This is a genomic window from Bradyrhizobium sp. ERR14 (assembly GCF_014198235.1).
Taxonomy (GTDB): Bacteria; Pseudomonadota; Alphaproteobacteria; order Rhizobiales; family Xanthobacteraceae; genus Bradyrhizobium.
In genome coordinates this window covers 556,398-575,619 of record NZ_JACIHD010000004.1, presented here as the reverse complement: position 1 = coordinate 575,619, position 19,222 = coordinate 556,398, and the positions used below count along the sequence as shown (strand labels likewise).

The following is a 19,222-nucleotide window of genomic DNA, read 5'->3' as shown; positions in this document are numbered from 1 at the left end:
GCAGAAGACCCTGCAACCCCTCGACAACCCGTTCGGCACGAGGTTGTCACCCATCTCTTAGGTACGATCCGTTACCCATCTCTTCGGGCCGGACATGAGATGATTGGCGCGCTCGGAAGGATTCGAACCTCCGACCCTCGGAATCGAAATCCGATGCTCTATCCAGCTGAGCTACGAGCGCCCTGGCCCGGACACCGGGCCACAAACCGAGACTTGCCGGACCGGCAGCTGACGAGCCAGCACACTGGACGGCGGTTCGGATGGGTTCGAATTAGCAGAGAGGCCGACCAATAAAAAGCCCTCCCCGCCTCGTTTCGAGACGGATCGAAGGCGCTCTCACCAAGTGGTGTTGAAGAGCCCGAAATGCGGCTGCTGAGCGACCAGCATCATCGGCCGTCCCTGCTGCGGCGCCGGATGCGTCCTGGCGACCTTGCGCTTGGGCTGAACCGGAGCCTTGGCGGCGGTATCAGTCTTCAGCGGCGGCGTGAACTGGGCGAAGGTCTCGCGCACCCGCGCCTTGGCTGACTGCTCGGCCAAGGCCGCCGACTGGGCCTCCTGCACGGGCGGCTGGGGAGCCACAACCGCGGCGGTCTTCACAGCCGGCGCGGCAATCGTCGGCTGGCTGGTGTCGAGCACGACGCGCTCAGGCAGGTGCCGATCGGACCGGATTCGAATCAGGGGCTGATCGTTGCTTACGGTCGCAACGGCTTGCGCCACGGGCGCCGCCGGGAAAGCGAAATTCACCGCGAACAACAGTGCAAGCAAAGCTCCACCGACAAAGGTGAAATATCGAAAGATGGGCATTGGCCGCGCTCCGCCCCCCGCATCCCCGCGTGGGCTCTCCGCCTCAACAGGCGATCTCTTATTTGGTTCCTGGCCCAGCCCTTCGGTTCAAATGGCGACGCGAGGTTTTTTCGCCAAGGACCAACACGGACCAATGAGGGTAACTTTTCCGCTACCGGAACATTCCGCCGTTAAGCACGGCGTGCTGCAACCAGCGAGCATTTCGCCTGATCGGCATTCACGTTGATGAAGCCCACGGGGATATGCGCAAAGGTCTTGCGGCTCTTCATGCTGACCGGATCCGCCAGCACGCGGCTGCGGTTGGTGAGATGACTGCCGTCGCGCCGCGCAAACGCGCAGACGATCTCGACATCCTTTACGGCATAGTCATTGTCGTTTCGCAGCGTGAACGTCACCAGGGCTCTCGAGCCAAGGCCGCCGCGGCGCCAGGTCTGCGATGAAATCCTGAGACGACCGAGGTCTGCCATCGCCGGTGCCTGGGCTTCCGAGACCGGCGACAACGCTGCGGCCGCATCGGCCGAAGGAGCCGCCTCGACGGCCGCCAGCTCCGCCTTCACCGGCTCAGCACTGTTTCCCTTGGACAGAGGCAGCAGCATCCAGACGCCGCAGCCGACAATGATGGTCGCGATCAGCCACAGAAGGCTGCGGCCAAATGAGACGCTCGCAATTGTCACGGCCCGCGCCACTCGTTCGCCGGTCCCGGCGAAGCGCCCCAATCCGATCCGGTCGAGCCTGGCGTTCATGGTTGCATCACCGATCGCGGCCGAAGCACCCATGCAACGACGGACCCGGCCACTGCTTACCTTAATCCGGAACAGGAACTAAGGTTCCCGCGCGGTTGCGAATCGGCAAGGACGGTGGCGATCACCGCCCGCCGCCGCTAACATGCGCTGCAACATCGCGAAGGCCCCGTTGGGAGAATTGAAATGGCAGTCGTCACTTGGGATCACGTCCATCTGCGCAGCCCCGATCCGGAGGCCACGGCGGCTTGGCTGCGGGACATTCTCGGTGGCGAGATCGTGCACGCGCCGGGACGGATCGACGTGAATCTGGGCGGCGCCAGGATCTTCATCGCGCCGCTTGAGGGCGACAACGCCGTCAACCCGCCGCCTCCGCACCCGCATCAGGGCCTCGACCATTTTGGCCTGACGGTGAAGGACATCGACGCCGTTGCGGCCGAGATCAAGGCCAAGGGCGTCACCTTCACGCGCGAGCCGACCACGATCCGGCCCGGCGTGCGCATCTGCTTCATCCGCGGCCCCGAAGGCATCTCCATCGAGCTGCTCGAGCGCGACAAGAAATACACCTGATCCGGCGCGCGCCTCACCATAGGCGACACGCCGCCGGCGCGGCTACGTCATGCTGCCGGGCATGAAGCAGCGAATGCTGACGCCCATGTAGCCGTAGATCGGCCATACCATGGTGCGCCCCACCCGGTTGGGCTCGGAAATCACGGCTTCCTCGGGAACGTCGACCCAGACGAGTTCCTGCGGCTGCCCTTCGAGCCTGGAGCCATCGCGCGGGAGACGGACACGATAGTGCCCGTCCTTGCTGTCCCAGTCGGTGTCCGAGAGCGCCGAACCGTCGGCATCGGAGCAGCATGGCCCCTTGCCGCTGCGCAGGCCATCGAACCAGGCCTTCAGATCGGCATTGGTGTTGACGAACTGGCCGCGGTCGCGCGCGTGCCCGAAGGGGGCTGCGAGTGCAACCAGGACCAGGGCGCCTGCCAGCCGCGTCACGCTTCGCCAGCGTGTTGCGCTGCTGGAACGCCGTCGTTCGCTTTTGCAATTGGTGGGACGCGCACTGTAGAGACGCGGCTCATCGTCGCCGGAATCGATCCAGTTGCTCATCGTCTTGCTCCAGCACCCCGCGGCCAGTGCAACAATTGTTATGCATTTCGCGGGCCAACCCTGATTCGCAGGCGGCCGGCCTCGCCTCACCATCAGACCGTCAGGACGGCGTCACGCACAAGCCGGGACAATTACGGCTCGCGGCGGCAACTTCCCGTGGTCGGCCGGCAAACTGCCGCGTTGCGCGAGAGGATGCGCTTTGGCATAAAAGCGGGACCGGTTACGCCATTGGGCGATGGCGGCCGGCCTGCGGGACGTTATGAAAAACGGTCTCTACTCGATTCACGTGACCCTGCTCGATGGTCGAGCCGGCAAGGGCAGCGGCGTGATCCTTTTTCGCGACGGCAAGATCCTTGGCGGCGACGCCTACCTCTATTACACCGGCAGCTACGTGGTGAAGGACGACACCACCTTCAAAGGTGAGGTGCTGGTGCAACGACACACCTCGCCGCGCGGCGACGACAATCCGCTGTTCGGCGGTCCTGCTCCCGTGGGTATCGGCGTCAGCGGGACCTACACGGACACGCGCGCGGAAATGACGGGCACGGCGCTGGTCGGCAAGGCCAGCCTGATTTTCGGCGCAACGCTGCACAAGCTTGCTGAAGCTGATTAGGAGCATGATCCGGAAAAGTGTGCTGCGGTTTTCCGAAAAGATCATGCTCAAACAATAGAAGCTACTCGGCAGCCTGCTCCAGCGGCGCCGTGCGCGGCAGGATGATCTGGATGCGGGTGCCGCTGCCCGGTTCGGAATCGAGATCGAGCCGGCCGCCGAGCCGGTTGGTGACGATGCTGTAGACGATGTGCAGTCCAAGACCGGTGCCGCCCTGGTCGCGCCGCGTCGTGAAGAACGGATCGAAGGCGCGGCGACGGACGTCGAGCGACATGCCGCAGCCATTGTCGGAGAAGATGATCTCGACATTGTCCTTGCCGGACTCGCGCACCTGGATGTCGATCGTCCCCGGCCGGCCGTCCGGGAAGGCGTGCGCCACCGAATTGAGAAACAGATTGGTCAGCACCTGGCCGTACGGGCCCGGATAGCTGTTCATGGTCAGATCCGGCTGGCACTCGACGTTGAGCGTCAGATTGTGCTTGCGCAGGCCCGGCCTCAGACTCATCACCACCTGCTCGGTGAGGTCGCCGAGATCGAAGCTGCGCTGGTCCGAATAGTTGCGGTCGGCGGCGACCTGCTTGAACGACTGGATCAACTCGGCTGCGCGGTTGAGATTGGAGACGAGCTGCGAAGATGCGTCGCGGCTGGTGCTGAGGAAGTCGTTGAGCGTGGAGCGGCGCAGCTCGCCCCGCTCGACCTCGGCGGTGAACATCGCGGTCTTGCGCTCCAGCGCGGAGGCGACCGTGAGGCTGATGCCGACGGGATTGTTGACCTCGTGGGCGACGCCGGCGACGAGGCGGCCGAGCGCGGCGAGCTTCTCGGCCTCGATCAGCGATGCCTGGGTCTCGCGCAGGTTGCGCAGCGCGGTCTCGGCGGACTCCTTGGCTTTGCGCATCTCCTGCTCGCCGCGCTTGCGCTCGCCGATGTCGAGCGCGACGGTGACGATCCGCTCGATCTCGCCCTCGGCGTCGAGCAGCGGCAGCTTGTTGACCAGCCATTGCCGCATGTTGCCGGAGGCGTCCTTGTATTCCTCCTCGTAGAAGCCGAGGCCTTTTCGAAGCTTGAGCACCCGCTTGTCGCTCTCGTCGGACTTGGCCGCGCCATAGCGCGACATCAGGTCGGCCGTGGTGCGGCCGAGCGCGTCGCCGGGTTCGATGCCGAAGATGCCGGCCATGTAGCGGTTCATCAGCACATAGCGCAGGTCGCGATCCTTGACGTTGATCACCGCGGGCACGGTGTCGATGACCTGCTGGAGCAGGCGCCGGCCTTCGGCGATGGCGTCTTCCGCCCGCTTCTGGTCGGTGATGTCGCGCAGCGTGCCCTCGTAGCGGACGATGTTGCCCGCTTCATCGCGCACACCGGTGGCGCTGTCGGAGAGCCACAGGATGTTGCCGCTGCGCTGGCGCACCTGGTACTCGAACTCGCGCACCATGCCGTCGCGCGCCATCAGCCGCTGGTATTCGACGCGTGCCTCGGGATGGACGTAGATGGTGTGGGCGATGTCGTTGATGCTGTCGATGAGGTGCTGCGGGCTGTCATAGCCCATCATCCGCGCCAGTGCCGGATTGGCGTTGAGCAGATCGCCGGAGGGCGTCGTGACGTAGATGCCGTCGACCGATCCCTCGAACAGTTTCCGGTAGCTCTCTTCGGCGAGGCGCTGCTCGGTGAGCGCGCGCACCGCCGCCTCCCGCGCCGTGTCGGCCTCCTCCAGCGCGCGGCGGAACACTTCGGCTGCGCGGGCGATGTCGCCGATCTCGTTGTCGAGGTCGGCGGACGGGATCGAGGTGTCCTTCCGGCCCGCCGCAAGCGCGCGGATCGAGCGGGCGATCTGGGCGAGCGGACGCACCGTCCTGCGCACCACGAACAAGGCAGCGCCGATGCCGATCAGCACGCCGATGGTGCCGAGCACGATGCTCTGCCATCGCGCTTCCGTCAGCGTCCGGGCAAAGTCGCGCGACAGCACGTGGCCGCGCCGATCACTGACCTCGCGCAGCAATTCGGTGACACGACCGATCAGCCGGCCCTCGGTTCCCAGCACCTCGCGGTCGATGTCGGCGATCTGCCGCTCGCGGACGGCCACGGCCATGATAGCCTCGGCGTAATCGTTCACCGCCGATTTCAGCTTGGCATCGGCAATATTCAATCCCCGCATGTTCTGCGCGGCCTGCTCCGCCGCTGACGGGTTGCGCGCGAGAAGCCCGAGCGCGATCCGGCTCTGCGCCTCCGACAGGCGCGAGGCCAGCTCACGGTCGGCGGTGCCGGAGACGGCCACATCGAACTGTTCGCGCAGCGGCGGCAGGCCGGCGAGCAGCTGGGCGCGGCGGTCGATCAGGGTCGAGATCCGCTCGAGGCCGGTCCGATAGGTCGCGAGCCGCTCGGTCACCCCGTCGATCATGTCCTGCTGCTCGGGCGCGAGCTCGATGCGGGTCTTCTTCAGGATGTCGCTGAGCGTCGAGGCCGCCTCGCCGACCTGCTTGAACTGGATGCCGGCGCCGGGATCGGTGACGAAGTCGCGCGCGGCGAGCCGCAGCTCGTTCATGCGGCGATCGATGTCCTCGGCGAGGTCGCCGACGCTCTGGAGCCGCTGCAGCTCGGCGAAGGTCGTATCGATGTGCCGGATCGCGATCACGCTCGCGGTCGACGTGACGATGATCACCGCCAGCACCAACAGGAAGCTGCCGAAAGTGAGCTGGCCGATGGAGAGCGAGAATGTTCGCTTTTTCTCAGGGGTCGGCGTCAATTCGGCGGACATTGGGCTTTGAGGGACCGGGATATTGGAGGCCCAATATACGACGTATTGCGGCCCCGGGGAAACATGCCTCGGGCCGCCGTTTATCCTTAATATTGGCCTCGGAGCCCCCTTGCCCGATCTATGACGGTTTGACGCTTGCCTGCCGCCGGGCCGGGATCGTCATGGCGGCGACGCCGAGGACGACGCAGGCAAGCCCGATCCAGGCGGCCCGGCTCAGGCTCTCGCCGAGCAAGGCGACGCTGATGGCGACCCCGATCGGCACCCGCAGATAGGCCTGCGCGGTGGTGCCGACCGAGCCCAGGGTCTGGATCAGGCGGAAATAGATCGCAAACGCCGCCGCCGTCGAGAACAATGCGAGCGCGAGGAGCGCCACAACCGAGCTCGACGACGGCGACAGCGTCCAGGGCTGCTCGACCACGAGCGAGGCCGGGATCAGGACCGCCGCCCCGGCCAGCAGCGAGCCGGCTGCGGGCGCCATCGGATCGAGGCCCTTGAAGCTGCGGCCGAAGATCGCGGCGCAGGCGTAGCAGATGGTGGCGGCGACGATGGCCGCCTCCGCGAGGAGACCGCTGCCGATGTCGTGGAAGGCATCGACGCCGACGATCAGCAGGATGCCGGCCATGCCGGCGATGACGCCGAACAGCTTTCGCGGGCTCGTCGCCTCGTGGCGGGTGACGACCGCCGTGAGCAGGAAGGTGAAGATCGGGCCGGCCGAGTTGAGGATGGTGGCAAGCGCGGCATCGACATGGCGCTCGCCCCAGGCGATCAGCGTCCAGGGGATGACGCTGTTGAGCACGGCCTGGAAGGCGAAGCGCTGCCAGGTCGCTGCGTCCGTGGGCATCCTGATGCCGCGCGCCCACATCACGGCGAGCAACAGGAGGCCTGCGATCGTGGTCCGCGCCGCGATCAAGGTAATCGGGGGAATGGTGGCGACGCCGAGCTTGATGAAGGTGTAGGAGCCGCCCCACAGCGTTGCGAGCGCGACCAGGAGTGCCAGCTCGACGGCGATGTTGGTGTCCTGCCGGCTGTCCATTTCGCGCGGTCCGTCCCGTTGTCAGGGACGGAACCTAGCGCGTCTGCGGTCGCAGATAGTTCGTTACGTGTCGAAGTGTATTAGCCCACCGCCCCGACCTCGAACACCTCGCCGTCATAGCCGGCCTCGCGGGGAATGCGCAGCTGGCGGCCGGTTTCGGTCTTGGTCATGACAGGCATCACCGTGATGATCGACATGCCGCGGGCATGGTCGAGCGCGTCTTTCACGCTGCCCTGTTTCGCAAGGCGAATCAGATTGCGCGTGGTCGGGAACGGCAGCTTGAAGCGGCCGCTCTCGCCGCCCTCCACCGCCTCGCGCGGCGAGACCCAGATCGAATCGGTCGACTCCCTTCCGTCATGGGCGCCGAGCTGATCCGGGGGCGCCGCCGCAAGGAAGAACCAGGTATCGAAGCGCTTGGGCATGCCCTCCGGCGTGATCCAGTGCGCGTAAGGCACCAGCGTGTCGAGCGCGAGCTGAAGGTCGTTGTCGACCAGGATGCTCAGGAAGCTGACCTTGTGCTCGTTGAGCGCGACGCGGTGCTTGTCGGCGATCTCGCCGGCACGCCTGGCATCGACAGGCGCGCCCGTCCCCTTCGACCGCGCCAGCAGGATGCCGCTCTCCTCAAAGGTCTCGCGGATCGCCGCGATGCGAAAACCGCGATCTGCCTCGCTGAGGCCTTCACCGCCCGAATACAGGTCGGAGCGCGCAACGATCTCGTTGTCGCCGGCATCGACGCTGCCGCCGGGAAACACCAGCGCGCCCGAGTTGAACTCGATCTGATGATGGCGGACCATCATGAAGACTTCGATTTCGCCACGGCCCTTGCCATCGGCCTTGGCGCCATCACGGAGCAGGAGGATCGTCGACGCCGGGCGTGATGCTGATGTCTCGGTCATCCAACTAACCTGCGGCGCTGGATTGCGGGCCGAGATTGGCGCGCTTGTCGACACGGGCGACGCGCGACAGCAGGTACTCGACCTCGGCCTTCGCCGTCGCCGTGATGGTCGCGCCGGGCTTGCGCTGGGCGCTGGAGGCGATGATGCCGCGCTTCTGCAGCACGTATTTGCGGATGGTCAGGCCGACGCCGGGCTGCTGCTCGTAGCGGATCAGCGGCAGATGCGCGTCGAACAGATCATGCGCGGCATCGCGCTTGCCGGCCTTGGAGAGGTTGACGACGTCGATCAGAAGCTCCGGGAAGGCGTAGCCGGTCATGGCGCCGTCGGCGCCGCGCTCCATCTCGAAGTCCAGGAACGTGCCGCCATTGCCGCAGAGAATCGAGAGCGGACGGAGCGAGCCGTCCTTCTGGAAGCCGCGCAGCGTCGTGATCTTCTCCAGGCCCGGCCAATCCTCGTGCTTGAGCATCACGCAGTTCGGATTGTCCATGACGATTTTGCGGATCACGGCGGGGGTGAACACCACCGAGAGCGTCAGCGGATAGTCCTGGAGCACCCAGGGCACATCCGGCCCGATCGCTTCCGCCGCCTGCTTGAAATAGCCGACGATCTGGTCGTCGGTGCGAAGCGACGGCGGCGGGGCGATCATGACGCCGGCCGCACCCGCGTCCATCGAGGCCTTCGCCAGCGAGCGCATGGTGGCAAAGCCCGGCGCGGAGACGCCGACGATCACCTGCATCTTCTTGGCGCGCTTGACGAAGCGCACCGCCACCTGCTCGGCCTCAGCCGCGTCCAGCTTCGGCGCCTCGCCGAGGATGCCCAGCACCGTGACGCCGTCGCAGCCGACCTCCTCGTAAAAATCGGTCAGGCGGTCGATCGAGCGCTCGTCGATCCGGCCGTCGTCGTGGAACGGCGTCGGGGCGATTGCGAAAGTGCCCTTGGCGTCGGCGGTCAGTTTCATTTAGTCCTCGTCTCTGTTCGTCATTCCGGGGCGGCTCGCAGAGCCGAACTCTGGTGCGCAATTGCGCACCTGAGAATCTCGAGGTTCCGGGTTCGATGCTTTGCATCGCCCCGGAACGACAACAACAGCCTAAAACCTCCGCGCGCCCATCTTGATCTGCTCCTCGGAGAAGAAGATCTCCTTGGCATGATCGGCGATGTCCTGGGCCTTCCAGCCCGTGTGCGGCGGTTTCCAGCCTTCCATTTCCATCATCCGCATCTCGCGCACGCCGCGGGGCCCGGACACACCCAGCACCTTGCCGGTCTGGTCGCCCGACAAGTCGCTGACCATGTATAGCACGGCCGGCGCGATGCCGTCCGGCCCCAGCGCCGCGGAGGGGTTCTCCTTATAGCGGGGCAGGTCTGCGGTCATGCGGGTCAGGGCGCCCGGGGCCAGCGTCCAGATCCGGATGTTGTACTTGCGGCCCTCGATCGCCAGCACGTTGGACAGGCCCCAGATGCCGCCCTTGGCCGCGCCGTAATTGGTCTGGCCGAAATTGCCGATCAGGCCCGAGGTCGAGGAGGTGTTGACGATGACGCCGCCGCCATTTTCCCGCATCCAGCGAAACACCGGCATGGTGCAACAAAAGGTGCCCTTCAGATGCACCTTGATGACCTTGTCCCAGTCGGCTTCGGAAGCCTTGTGAAAGGTCTGGTCGCGCAGGATTCCGGCATTGTTGACCAGGATGTCGGCGCGACCGAAATGCTTGATGGCGTCGTCGAACACCGACTGGCCGCCCTCCATGGTGGAGATGTCGGCGCCGTTGGCGATCGCCTTGCCGCCTTCGGCCTTGATCGCGTCCACCACGAGTTGCGCCATCGACTTGTCGGCGCCGGAGCCGTCACGGGGACCGCCGAGGTCATTGACGACGACCGAGGCCCCTTCCCGCGCAAACAGCTTCGCGTAGGCCTCACCGAGCCCGCCGCCCGCGCCGGTGATCAGCGCGACCTTGCCGTCGAGTAGTCCCATGGTGGCTTCTCCCTGTTTTGTTTTCTTCGCCTCTCCCCGCGTGCGGGGAGAGGCCTGAAATCGAGCGCAGCTTGATTTCAGGGTGAGGGGGAGCCCCCGCGAGCTCAACTGTCACCGTCCCCGGGGAGACTCCCCCTCACCCCACCCTCTCCCCGCAAGCGGGGCGAGGGAGTGAAGCACCAGTGCCCGCCTAACCCAGCACCGTCTTGCCGTTCTTGATCACGGTGACACCGCGCGACTTCACCTTGGCTTCGAACGAGATCACGTTGCCGTCCTTCCAGAGGTCCATGGTCACGGTCTCGCCGGGATAGACCGGCGAAGAGAACCGCGCGACGTGCTGGCGGAAGGCGCTCGCGTCGTAGTCGGCGTAGGTCTGCAGCACGCCGCGGCAGGTGATGCCGTAGGTGCACATGCCGTGCAGGATCGGACGCGGAAAGCCGGCCTTCTTGGCGAACTCGGGATCGCTATGCAGCGGGTTGCGGTCGCCGCAGAGGCGATAGACCAGCGCCTGGTCGGGGCGCGTGGTGATGTCGATGGTCTTGTCGGGTGCGCGTGACGGGATCTTGTGCGGATCGGGCTGGGTCAGGCTCGGCCCGCCAAAGCCGCCGTCGCCGCGGGCGAAGCGCGACGCGACGAGGGTCGCGAGCTTCTCGCCCTTCTCGTTCTTGAGCACGGTCTGGTGCGCGATGACGACGCCCTTGTCCTTGCCCTTGTCGTAGACTTCAACGACGGAAGAGTCGGCCGTGATGTGCGCGGCGACCGGCAGCGGCTGGTGGAAGGTGATGTCGCGCTCGCCATCGACCACCATGACGCGGTTGAGGTTCATCTCGCCGGGACCCGCGCCCCACGCCGCGACGGACGCGAATGTCGGCACCACCTTGAGCGGCCGCGGCGTCAGCGTGCCCTCGTTGACGAAGGCGAGCTCATTCTCGTCCATCGGATCGGCGCCGAGCCCGATGCCGTAAGCGTAGAGCATCACCTCGCGATCGGTGTAGGCGTATTTCTGGCCGAGGTTTTTCAGGCCTTTGAGCTCTTCGTATCTGGCGGACATGTTGTTTGTCTTCCTCCCGAGTTTCTTATCCGCAGGCGGCGATGCCCGTGAATGTGCCCTCTCCCCTTGTGGGAGAGGGCAGCACCGCTCTTGCAACAAAGTCACGTGGGTGAGGGGTTGGCTCCGCATTGACACTTCTCGTGCGGAGGGAGACCCCTCACCCGGCAGCCTTCGGCTGCCACCCTTTCCCACAAGGGGAGAGGGTTACATCTTGCTTCGTGTCAGGCAGGCGTGAAGAACGGCAGTGGCGCACCATCCGTCGGCTTAAACACCACTTTCACCTTCTGGCCGATCTTGAGCTTCTCAAGATCGCAGTCGACGAAATTGGTCTGCACCGACGGCCCCTCCTTCAGCGTGACGTAGCCGATGGCGTAGGGGCCGGTCGGCGACTTCCGCATCAGGCTCCAGGTGTAGATCGTCCCCTCGCCCGAGGCTTCCTCCCACACCGTCTTGTCGGAGTAGCAGAACGGGCAGATCGAGCGCGGGAAATAGTGCGCTTCGCCGCACGCCGTGCAGCGCTTGATCATGAACTTGCCCTGCTTCGCCGCATCCCAGAACGCGGCGGTCTCGGGGTTCGTGACCGGTGCCGGATATTTCTTCGTCTCGCTCATCACACGCGCTCCAGAATGGCCGTCGAGGCGGCGTGGCGAACTCCCAAAAGGCCGCCGGTGCCGTGAGCGATGGCGAGATCGCAATTCTTGACCTGCACCTTCGGATGCGCCTCGCCGCGCAGCTGCCGCACGGCCTCGATGATCTTGGTCATGCCGCCGCGGTTGACCGGATGGTTGCTGCAGAGGCCGCCGCCGTCGGTGTTGAACGGCAGCTTGCCGACGCCCGAGATCAGATTGCCGTCGGCGACGAACTTGCCGCCCTCGCCTTTCTTGCAGAAGCCGAGATCCTCGAGCTGCATCAGCACAGTGATGGTGAAGCTGTCATAGATCGAGGCGTATTTGATGTCCTTCGGCGTGATGCCGGCTTCCTCGAACGCACGCGGGCCGGACCAGATGCCGGCGGAGTAAGTGAGATCGAGATCCTTGCCGCCGCGCGGGCCCTTCATCGCCTCGCCATGGCCGATCAGCTTGACCAATGGCTTCTTCAGGCTCCTGGCGATCTCCGGCGTCGTCACGATCAGCGCGCCACCGCCGTCGGAGACGACGCAGCAATCCATGCGATGCAGCGGATCGGAGATCATCGGCGAGTTCAGGACGTCCTCGACGGTGACGACGTCCTTGAGCATCGCATGCGGATTGTATTGCGCGTGATGCGAGGCCGCGACCTTGATCCAGGCGAGCTGCTCCGAGGTGGTGCCGTAGTCGTGCATATGGCGCATGGCACACATGCCATAGGCATTGTGCGTGGTCGCCCCGTAAGCGGATTCAAAATCGACCTCGGCACCGGCCGCACGCGGCGGCATCACACCGGTGCGGGGCTTGCCGGCGAGCGTGATCAGCGCAATCGAGCACTTGCCCGCCGCGATCGCCTCGGCGGCATGGCCGAGATGGATGATGTAGGAACAGCCGCCGGTCTCGGTGGAGTCAACGTGGCGGAGCTTCTTGGTGTTCAGGCCGAGATAGTCGACCATCGGCCAGGCGCCGCCGGGCGCATCGCCCGCGCAGAAATAGCCGTCGACATCGTCCTTGCTGATCCCGGCATCCTCGATCGCGCCCTTGGCGACCTCGGCGTGGAGCTGGGCGGTGGATTTGTCCGGCGCATGCCGGGTCGGGTGTTCGTAGATCCCGGCAATGTAGGCCTTGCCCTTGATGGTCAAACTTCAGGTCTCCGCTGGCGTTTCTTGATTGCCCCGTTTTTCTGAACCGCACTGGGCAGATTGGCAAGCGCGGAAATATTCCGCCCCGCGAGAGGGCAGCGGGTCGGCGCAACTCCCAATCCCGTCATCTTGAGGTGCGAGTGATGGGGCGCAGCGCGCCCCATCAGGAGCCTCGAAGGATGCACGGCCAAGCTATCTCGACGCCCACTGAGCGACAGCCGGGCCGTCGCCCTTCGAGGCTCGCCGAAGAGGCGAGCGCCTCAGGGTGACGGTCTAGATGACCGGCTCGCTCTCACGTCGCAGACACACCCCCGCATCCTCGCGGCCCATCTCGCCCGAGCTTTGCTTCCGTCTCGCTCCCTCCTTGAACAGAGGGCGCAGGGAAGACCGGGTGCCGGCTGGGCACCCACGGTCCGCTGTGCGCGATTGCGCGAAGAACAGATGCACAGCGGCATACAGGTGCGGCCAAACATCCGGCCTTCCCTGCGCAGTGGCTTTACGGCTTATGTCGTGCTCTCCCCGGGGAGCGATGCACTATTGCCCCCGTCGCCTTGCAATTACTCGCAAGACTTGACGCCAGCCTGCGGGCGTCAGGACCACACGATTTTGCCGTACGCGAGACCGCGCCCGTCGTGCACGAGCCAATCGCCCGCGCGACGCAGCCCGCGTCCACCGCCACTCACCCCGCGTTTCGTGACGATCGCGATACGCCCCTCTGAGAGGGATGAGGTGGCCAAGGAAATACGACGTTTCCGAATTTCGGTAAAGCGGAATGTTTTTGCGCAGGCGGATTGACCCACGGCGTGGGTGTTTTGCCCGACGGGCAACACAAGGGATGGTGCCGTAGGGTGGGCAAAGCGACTTGTCCGCCGTAGCTCGGAGAGCGAAGGCGGAAGCGTGCCCACGTCTTTTGCGCAATCATAGCGAGGTCGTGGGCACGGCGCTTCGCGCCTTTGCCCACCCTACGGGACCTTGCGCCGTCCCAGCCAGTTGCCTTCCGTCAGGTCGGGCTGTGCGGCACGGGCCTCAGCGGATGCCTCCGCAGCCCAGGGAAAATGCCCGTCGCGATCGGGGTACGCGACTTGCAGGCATTCGAACTCATCATTGCCGTAGAACCATCTGCTCCATCCGAGATGCGAGCGGTAGTGCTGCAACGACACCGGAAGGAGCACGGCGGCGACATTCTCAAACAGCGCATCCGTGGGCTCGCCGACCAGCGGTCGCCGTCCTGCGTCGAGTTCGTGGTAGATCGTCCAGAACGTATCCCGGGCGGTCTGCTGCCCCATTGAAAACACGATCATCTCCGGAAACCTGAACTTCAGCCAGAATCCGGTCGTGTAGGCGAAGCCCGGTCCTTCGCCATCGGGGAAGACATGCGTGCCGAACCAGCCGTGATTGCGAACTTTCTCGACGAAATTCTGCTCGTGCTTATCGAGGCGATCGGGAGGCGCATCAAGGGCTGTGAACATTGCTCGCTCATCCGATACGAGGGGTGAAAGACAGACTCTTCGCTACGAGGCGGTGCTCGGGCGCGCGCGATAACGGAACGCGGTCAGCCCGGCGAACATCAGGCCGAGGACGAGAAAAACGGCGCCTCCCTTCACGCCAAAACTGTCCTGGTGTTGGCGCTCGGCCGCGTCGTCGACGATCAGGGGCCGCGCATCAGGTCTGCCCGTGAGATAGCGGATCCTGATCTGTCTGACGGTCTGGACGCCGTTGCGCGTGATCTGCCGCCAGAACGCCGGGCTGATATGGGTCGGTCCGTAGGCCTGCTGTCGTCCGCTCTTGTCGGTCCACGCCAGCGTCACGAGATAGCTCGGGGCCTCACCGGCCTTGTTCACCTCACCGTAGGCGCGGGTCACATCGGCGGTGGCGTCATCGCCATGGGCGAGGATCTCATTCAACGTGCTTTGCTCAATGTAGGAGTTCACCAGCATGTAGCCGCCGAATGGAAGCATCACAGCAGTCAGGGTCCCGAGGATGTAAGGAAAGGGACGCCTTGCTCCGGCGGCGATCGTCGCACTCCCCGGCCCGCCTCGACGCGCCGACCATGTCTGCCATCCGATCACGAGCATCAGGAGCACGGCACAAACGCCTGCTCCCGCCGCCATGAACCTGGACGTGGACCGGATATGGTTCAGATGGTCGTCGAGATCCTCGACAATGACCGGAAGCGATGCATCGTCGTCAACAGCCTGAATGGGAATCGTCAGGAGCTTGAGCTGGTTGCCAACCATGATCCGCGCCGCATAGGCAGCACTGACCGCAATGCCCGTGCGCTCGCGCTGGACGCCATCCCTGCCGGTCCACTGCAATCCGATCGACAGATTTTCGTCGACATAGCGCGGCCAGCCGCCGTCAAACACGAACGGAAACCGCGGCGAGACGACTTTGGCCGAAATGATCTTTCCGGTGGTGCCATAGCCATCGCGCATGACGCGTTCGATGGCATGCTGATTCCAGAACATCCCCAACGCCGCCAAAACACCGACGGCCAGAAACAGCATCAACACAGTGCGCAATGACATCGATCATCGCCCCGCATAGCGCAGGGCCGCATCGCCCGGCGCGCCTCACTATCGCAAGTTGCTGATATCGCGGCGCCACAACTCTTGTCAAACGGATGAATTGCCGTCCGTTGGCGTAGGGCGGATTAGCCGAAGGCGTAATCCGCCGTATTGATCCCCACGGCAATAGATGTGGCGGATTACGCTTCGCTAATCCGCCCTACGAGATCGCCCTACTCCGCCGCGATCTGCCTTGGCGCGGGCGGCGGGTTGGCGAGGTCCCCAGCGAGTTGGGCGTAGCGGGCCTTGGCGTCCGCGACCGCTTTCTCCTTCACCGGGCCGTAGCCGCGGATGCGGTCGGGCAGCGACAGCAGTTCCACCGCGGTGTCGATCGTCACCGGCGACAACAGGCCGAGCACGGTGGCGACGTCCTTCTCGTAGCCGGCGATCAGGTCGCGTTCGAGCTTGCGGTCGGCGCTGCGGCCGAAGATGTCGAGCGGCGTGCCGCGCAGGAATTTGAGTTTCGCCAGCACGCCGAAGACGTTCAGCATCCAGGGGCCGAAGGCGCGCTTCTTCGGGCGTCCCAGCGCGTCGAGGCCACCGCCGAGGATCGGCGGCGCCAGGTTGAAGCTGAATTTGAAGTCGCCCTCGAATTGATCGCGGAGCTGCTGGGCGAAGGCGCCGTCGGTGTAGAGGCGCGCGACTTCGTATTCGTCCTTGTAGGCCAAGAGCTTGGCGTAGTTCACCGCAACCGCGCGCGGCAGCGCATCGCCATAGCCACCCTTCACTGCGGCATCGCGCACCTGGTCGATCAGCTTGCGGTAGCGCTTGGCGAGACGGCTGTTCTGATAGGCAGCGAGGTGCTTGGCGCGGTGCTCGATGACCTCGTCGAGGCTCATGGCGTCCAGCGTCTTGGGCGCAGCCACCTGGTCCGTACCCTTCAGCATGTTGGCAAGACGTGCGGGATCGGCGACCGCGAGCCGGCCGAGGCGGAAGGCCTCCTTGTTCATCTTGATCGAGACGCCATTGACCTCGATCGCCTGTTCGATCGACTCCGCCGACAGCGGGAACAAGCCCTTCTGATAGGCGTAGCCCATCATCATCATGTTGGTGGCGATGCTGTCGCCGAGCAGCTGCTCGGCCGGCTTGGTGAAATCGAAGAACACGGAGTCCTTGTGCAGCGCGGTCTCCAAGAGCCCGTTCAGCTTGCGGGTCTGGAAGTTGAAGTCGCGGTTAAGGACGAAATCGGCGGTAGGAATGACGTGGCTGTTGATGATGCCGCGGGTCCGGGTGGAGTCGCAGAGCGAGATCGTGTCCTTGGCGACCGCGACCACCTCATCGGCGGCGAGCACGAGATCGGCCGTGCCGGTGACGATGCGCGAGCAGGTCACTTCCGCGGGGTGATCCGACAGGCGGACATGGCTGAGCACCGCCCCGCCCTTCTGTGCAAGGCCGGACATGTCGAGGATCATCGAGGCCTTGCCCTCGATATGGGCGGCCATGCCGAGCAGCGCGCCGATAGTGAGCACGCCGGTGCCGCCGACGCCGCCGACCGCGATGTTATAGGGCTTGTCGAGCGTCGGGCGTGAGGCCGGCTCGGGCAGCGCGCCGATATCGGCAAGCTCGGCCGGCGCACGGTGGCGCGGCTTGCCGCCGTCCACGGTGACGAAGGACGGGCAAAAGCCCTTGAGGCAGGAATAATCCTTGTTGCAGGACGACTGGTTGATGGCGCGCTTGCGACCGAACTCGGTCTCCAGCGGCTCAACCGAGATACAATTCGACTGCACCGAGCAATCGCCGCAGCCTTCGCAGACCGCGGGGTTGATCATGACGCGGCGCGCCGGATCTTCCATCAGGCCGCGCTTGCGGCGGCGGCGTTTTTCGGCGGCGCAGGTCTGCACGAACACGATCGCCGATGTGCCCTTGTGTTCCCGGCACATCTTCATGACGTTCTGCAGCTCGTCGCGATGATAGAGCTTCACGCCCGGCGCGATGGTGCCGGCCGGATAGGCATCGGGCGCCTCCGAGACAAGATAGATCTCGCGGATGCCTTCGGCGTGGAGCTGATGGGTGATCTGCTGCGGCGAGAGATCGCCGTCATGGCGCTGGCCGCCGGTCATGGCCACCGCGTCGTTGTAGAGGATCTTGTAGGTGATGTTGGTCTTGGACGCCACCGCCTGGCGGATGGCGAGAAGGCCCGAGTGGAAATAGGTGCCGTCGCCGAGATTGGCGAAGATGTGGTTCTCGTTGGTGAAGGGTGCGATGCCGACCCACGGCACGCCCTCGCCACCCATATGCGTAAAGGTCTCGGTCGAGCGGTCCATCCACAGCGCCATGAAGTGGCAGCCGATGCCGGCGAGCGCGCGGCTGCCTTCGGGGACCTTCGTCGAGGTGTTGTGGGGACAGCCGGAGCAGAAATACGGAGTGCGGGAGACAGGTGCGACCGCCTGCATCTGGGTGGCCTGACGGCCGTTGAACCAGTCGGCCTTGGCGCGGAGCATCGAAGCAATCTCAGGATTGAGATCGAGCTTGAGAAGTCGCTCGGTAAGCGAGGTCGCAAGCGAGGCGACGCTGAGCTCGGCGGCGAAGGTCAAGAAGCGCTTGTCGTGCTCGTCCATCTTGCCGACGATGCGCGGGCGCACGTCGTCGCGCCAGTTGAACAACACCTGCTTGACCTGGTTCTCGACGATCTCGCGGCGCTCCTCGACGATGAAGATCTCCTCCAGGCCGACGGCGAATTCATGCACGCCTTCCGGCTCCAGCGGCCAGGGCATGCCGATCTTGTAGAGGCGAAGGCCGATCTTGGCAGCGACCTCTTCGGTGACGCCGAGCTCGCGCAGCGCCTGACGGACGTCCTCATAGCTTTTGCCTGACGCCATGATGCCGAAGCGGGCGTTCGGCGAATCCATGGTGACGCGGTTGACCTTGTTGGCGCGCGCAAAGGCGATCGCGGCAAAGCCCTTGTAGTCCTGCAGGCGCCGATCCTGCTCGAAGCGATCGTCGGGCCAGCGCAGGTTGAGCCCGCCTTGCGGCATCTCGAAATCGGTGGGGATGATGAACGGCTTCATCTCGTCGGTGAGGTCGATCTCGGCGGTGGTCTCCACCGTCTCCGTGATCACCTTCATGCCGACCCAGCAGCCGGAATAGCGCGACATCGCGATGCCGAGCAGGCCCATCTCGATCATCTCGTGGATGCTCGAGGGATAGAGATACGGCATCAAGGCCGACATGAAGGCATGGTCGGACTGATGCGGGACCGTCGAGGATTTTGCGCCGTGGTCGTCACCGGCGAGACAGAGCACGCCGCCGTTCTTGGCCGAGCCTGCGGCATTGCCGTGGCGGAACACGTCGCCGCAGCGATCGACGCCGGGGCCCTTGCCGTACCAGATGCCGACCACCCCGTCATATTTCGCGGCGGGCGAGAGGTTAAGCTGCTGCGAGCCCCAGACGGCGGTGGCCGCCAGATCCTCGTTCACGCCGGGCTGGAACTTGATGTTGTACTGTTCGAGATGCTTGCGGGCGGCAAAGAGCTGCTGGTCGTAGCCGCCGAGCGGCGAGCCGCGATAGCCGGAGATGAAGCCCGCGGTGTTGAGGCCGCTGGCGCGGTCACGCCGGATCTGGGCCATGGGCAGGCGGACCAGGGCCTGGATGCCCGTGGTGAAGACGTGTCCGGTTTCCTGGGTGTATTTTTGATCGAGACTGATCGGACCCTGGTTGATTCCCATGCTGTCCTCTTTATCGCGCTGTTCAGGTCTTTCCGACTTAAGCCGTTGCCTTCCCGTTGTTTTTAGCTAGGGCGCGCCGACCAATCTCGCCACTCTATGTCGGATATTTCACGATCCGCATCACAAATCTGGACCAAATGGAGCCCTGGGTAAAAATCGCAATTTCGTGGCCTGAAACACGTTGGGCATTTTCAATTTGTGTCACCATACCCCCACTGTGGCGAAATGAACTGATGCCCCTGTCGTGCCAGATGCGGGCG

16 protein-coding genes and 1 tRNA gene are annotated in these 19,222 nt (G+C 64.7%); 2 read left to right on the top strand and 15 right to left on the bottom strand.

Annotation, left to right across the window (positions count from 1 at the left end):
- Positions 1-104: 104 nt before the first annotated feature.
- The 3 genes from GGD62_RS16075 to GGD62_RS16065 form a co-directional block, all read right to left on the bottom strand.
- Positions 105-181 (bottom strand) — tRNA-Arg (locus tag GGD62_RS16075).
- 155 nt (positions 182-336) lie between these two features.
- Complete coding sequence (locus GGD62_RS16070) at positions 337-804, bottom strand: hypothetical protein (protein WP_018322321.1); 468 nt, start codon at positions 802-804, stop codon at positions 337-339.
- Positions 805-974: 170 nt separating this feature from the next.
- Positions 975-1,547, bottom strand: a complete 573-nt coding sequence (locus tag GGD62_RS16065) for a hypothetical protein (protein WP_183709009.1) — start codon at positions 1,545-1,547, stop codon at positions 975-977.
- A 183-nt stretch (positions 1,548-1,730) separates the two neighbouring features.
- On the opposite strand from GGD62_RS16065, the gene GGD62_RS16060 reads away from it, so the two are divergent.
- Complete coding sequence (locus GGD62_RS16060; RefSeq protein ID WP_183709008.1) at positions 1,731-2,114, top strand: VOC family protein; 384 nt, start codon at positions 1,731-1,733, stop codon at positions 2,112-2,114.
- Positions 2,115-2,156: 42 nt separating this feature from the next.
- On the opposite strand, the gene GGD62_RS16055 is transcribed toward GGD62_RS16060, so the two are convergent.
- Positions 2,157-2,654 carry a hypothetical protein gene (locus tag GGD62_RS16055; RefSeq protein WP_183709007.1) on the bottom strand — a complete coding sequence of 166 codons (498 nt, stop codon included), beginning with the start codon at positions 2,652-2,654 and terminating at the stop codon, positions 2,157-2,159.
- 259 nt (positions 2,655-2,913) lie between these two features.
- Here GGD62_RS16055 and GGD62_RS16050 point away from each other — a divergent pair, with 259 nt between their 5' ends.
- Positions 2,914-3,267, top strand: coding sequence for a GrlR family regulatory protein (locus GGD62_RS16050; protein WP_026202721.1), 354 nt, complete (start codon positions 2,914-2,916; stop codon positions 3,265-3,267).
- A 61-nt stretch (positions 3,268-3,328) separates the two neighbouring features.
- Here GGD62_RS16050 and GGD62_RS16045 read toward each other — a convergent pair whose 3' ends face one another.
- The 11 genes from GGD62_RS16045 to GGD62_RS15995 form a co-directional block, all read right to left on the bottom strand.
- On the bottom strand, positions 3,329-6,016 hold the full coding sequence (locus GGD62_RS16045; RefSeq protein WP_092260156.1) for a PAS domain S-box protein: 2,688 nt from the start codon (positions 6,014-6,016) through the stop codon (positions 3,329-3,331).
- 118 nt (positions 6,017-6,134) lie between these two features.
- Positions 6,135-7,049, bottom strand: coding sequence for a DMT family transporter (locus GGD62_RS16040; protein WP_183709006.1), 915 nt, complete (start codon positions 7,047-7,049; stop codon positions 6,135-6,137).
- Positions 7,050-7,129: 80 nt separating this feature from the next.
- Positions 7,130-7,945, bottom strand: a complete 816-nt coding sequence (locus tag GGD62_RS16035) for an NUDIX hydrolase (protein ID WP_183709005.1) — start codon at positions 7,943-7,945, stop codon at positions 7,130-7,132.
- A 4-nt stretch (positions 7,946-7,949) separates the two neighbouring features.
- Positions 7,950-8,903, bottom strand: a complete 954-nt coding sequence (locus GGD62_RS16030) for a dihydrodipicolinate synthase family protein (RefSeq protein ID WP_018322313.1) — start codon at positions 8,901-8,903, stop codon at positions 7,950-7,952.
- A gap of 129 nt (positions 8,904-9,032) precedes the next feature.
- Positions 9,033-9,911 (bottom strand): SDR family oxidoreductase, encoded by an 879-nt coding sequence (locus GGD62_RS16025; protein ID WP_018322312.1) that lies wholly within the window; start codon positions 9,909-9,911, stop codon positions 9,033-9,035.
- Between the two features lie 190 nt (positions 9,912-10,101).
- The gene (locus tag GGD62_RS16020) at positions 10,102-10,962 is read right to left on the bottom strand and encodes a MaoC family dehydratase (protein WP_092260165.1); all 861 of its coding nucleotides are present in this window, start codon (positions 10,960-10,962) and stop codon (positions 10,102-10,104) included.
- A 221-nt stretch (positions 10,963-11,183) separates the two neighbouring features.
- On the bottom strand, positions 11,184-11,573 hold the full coding sequence (locus GGD62_RS16015; protein ID WP_018322310.1) for a Zn-ribbon domain-containing OB-fold protein: 390 nt from the start codon (positions 11,571-11,573) through the stop codon (positions 11,184-11,186).
- Positions 11,573-12,730 carry a thiolase domain-containing protein gene (locus GGD62_RS16010; RefSeq protein WP_018322309.1) on the bottom strand — a complete coding sequence of 386 codons (1,158 nt, stop codon included), beginning with the start codon at positions 12,728-12,730 and terminating at the stop codon, positions 11,573-11,575. Before GGD62_RS16010 ends, GGD62_RS16015 begins: the two co-directional genes overlap by 1 nt.
- 962 nt (positions 12,731-13,692) lie before the next feature.
- A complete protein-coding gene (locus GGD62_RS16005) occupies positions 13,693-14,199 on the bottom strand; it encodes a DUF4262 domain-containing protein (RefSeq protein WP_183709004.1) in 507 nt (168 codons plus the stop codon).
- Between the two features lie 42 nt (positions 14,200-14,241).
- On the bottom strand, positions 14,242-15,237 hold the full coding sequence (locus GGD62_RS16000) for a hypothetical protein (RefSeq protein ID WP_246800119.1): 996 nt from the start codon (positions 15,235-15,237) through the stop codon (positions 14,242-14,244).
- Positions 15,238-15,470: 233 nt separating this feature from the next.
- A complete protein-coding gene (locus tag GGD62_RS15995; protein ID WP_183709003.1) occupies positions 15,471-18,962 on the bottom strand; it encodes an indolepyruvate ferredoxin oxidoreductase family protein in 3,492 nt (1,163 codons plus the stop codon).
- Between the last annotated feature and the right edge of the window lie 260 nt (positions 18,963-19,222).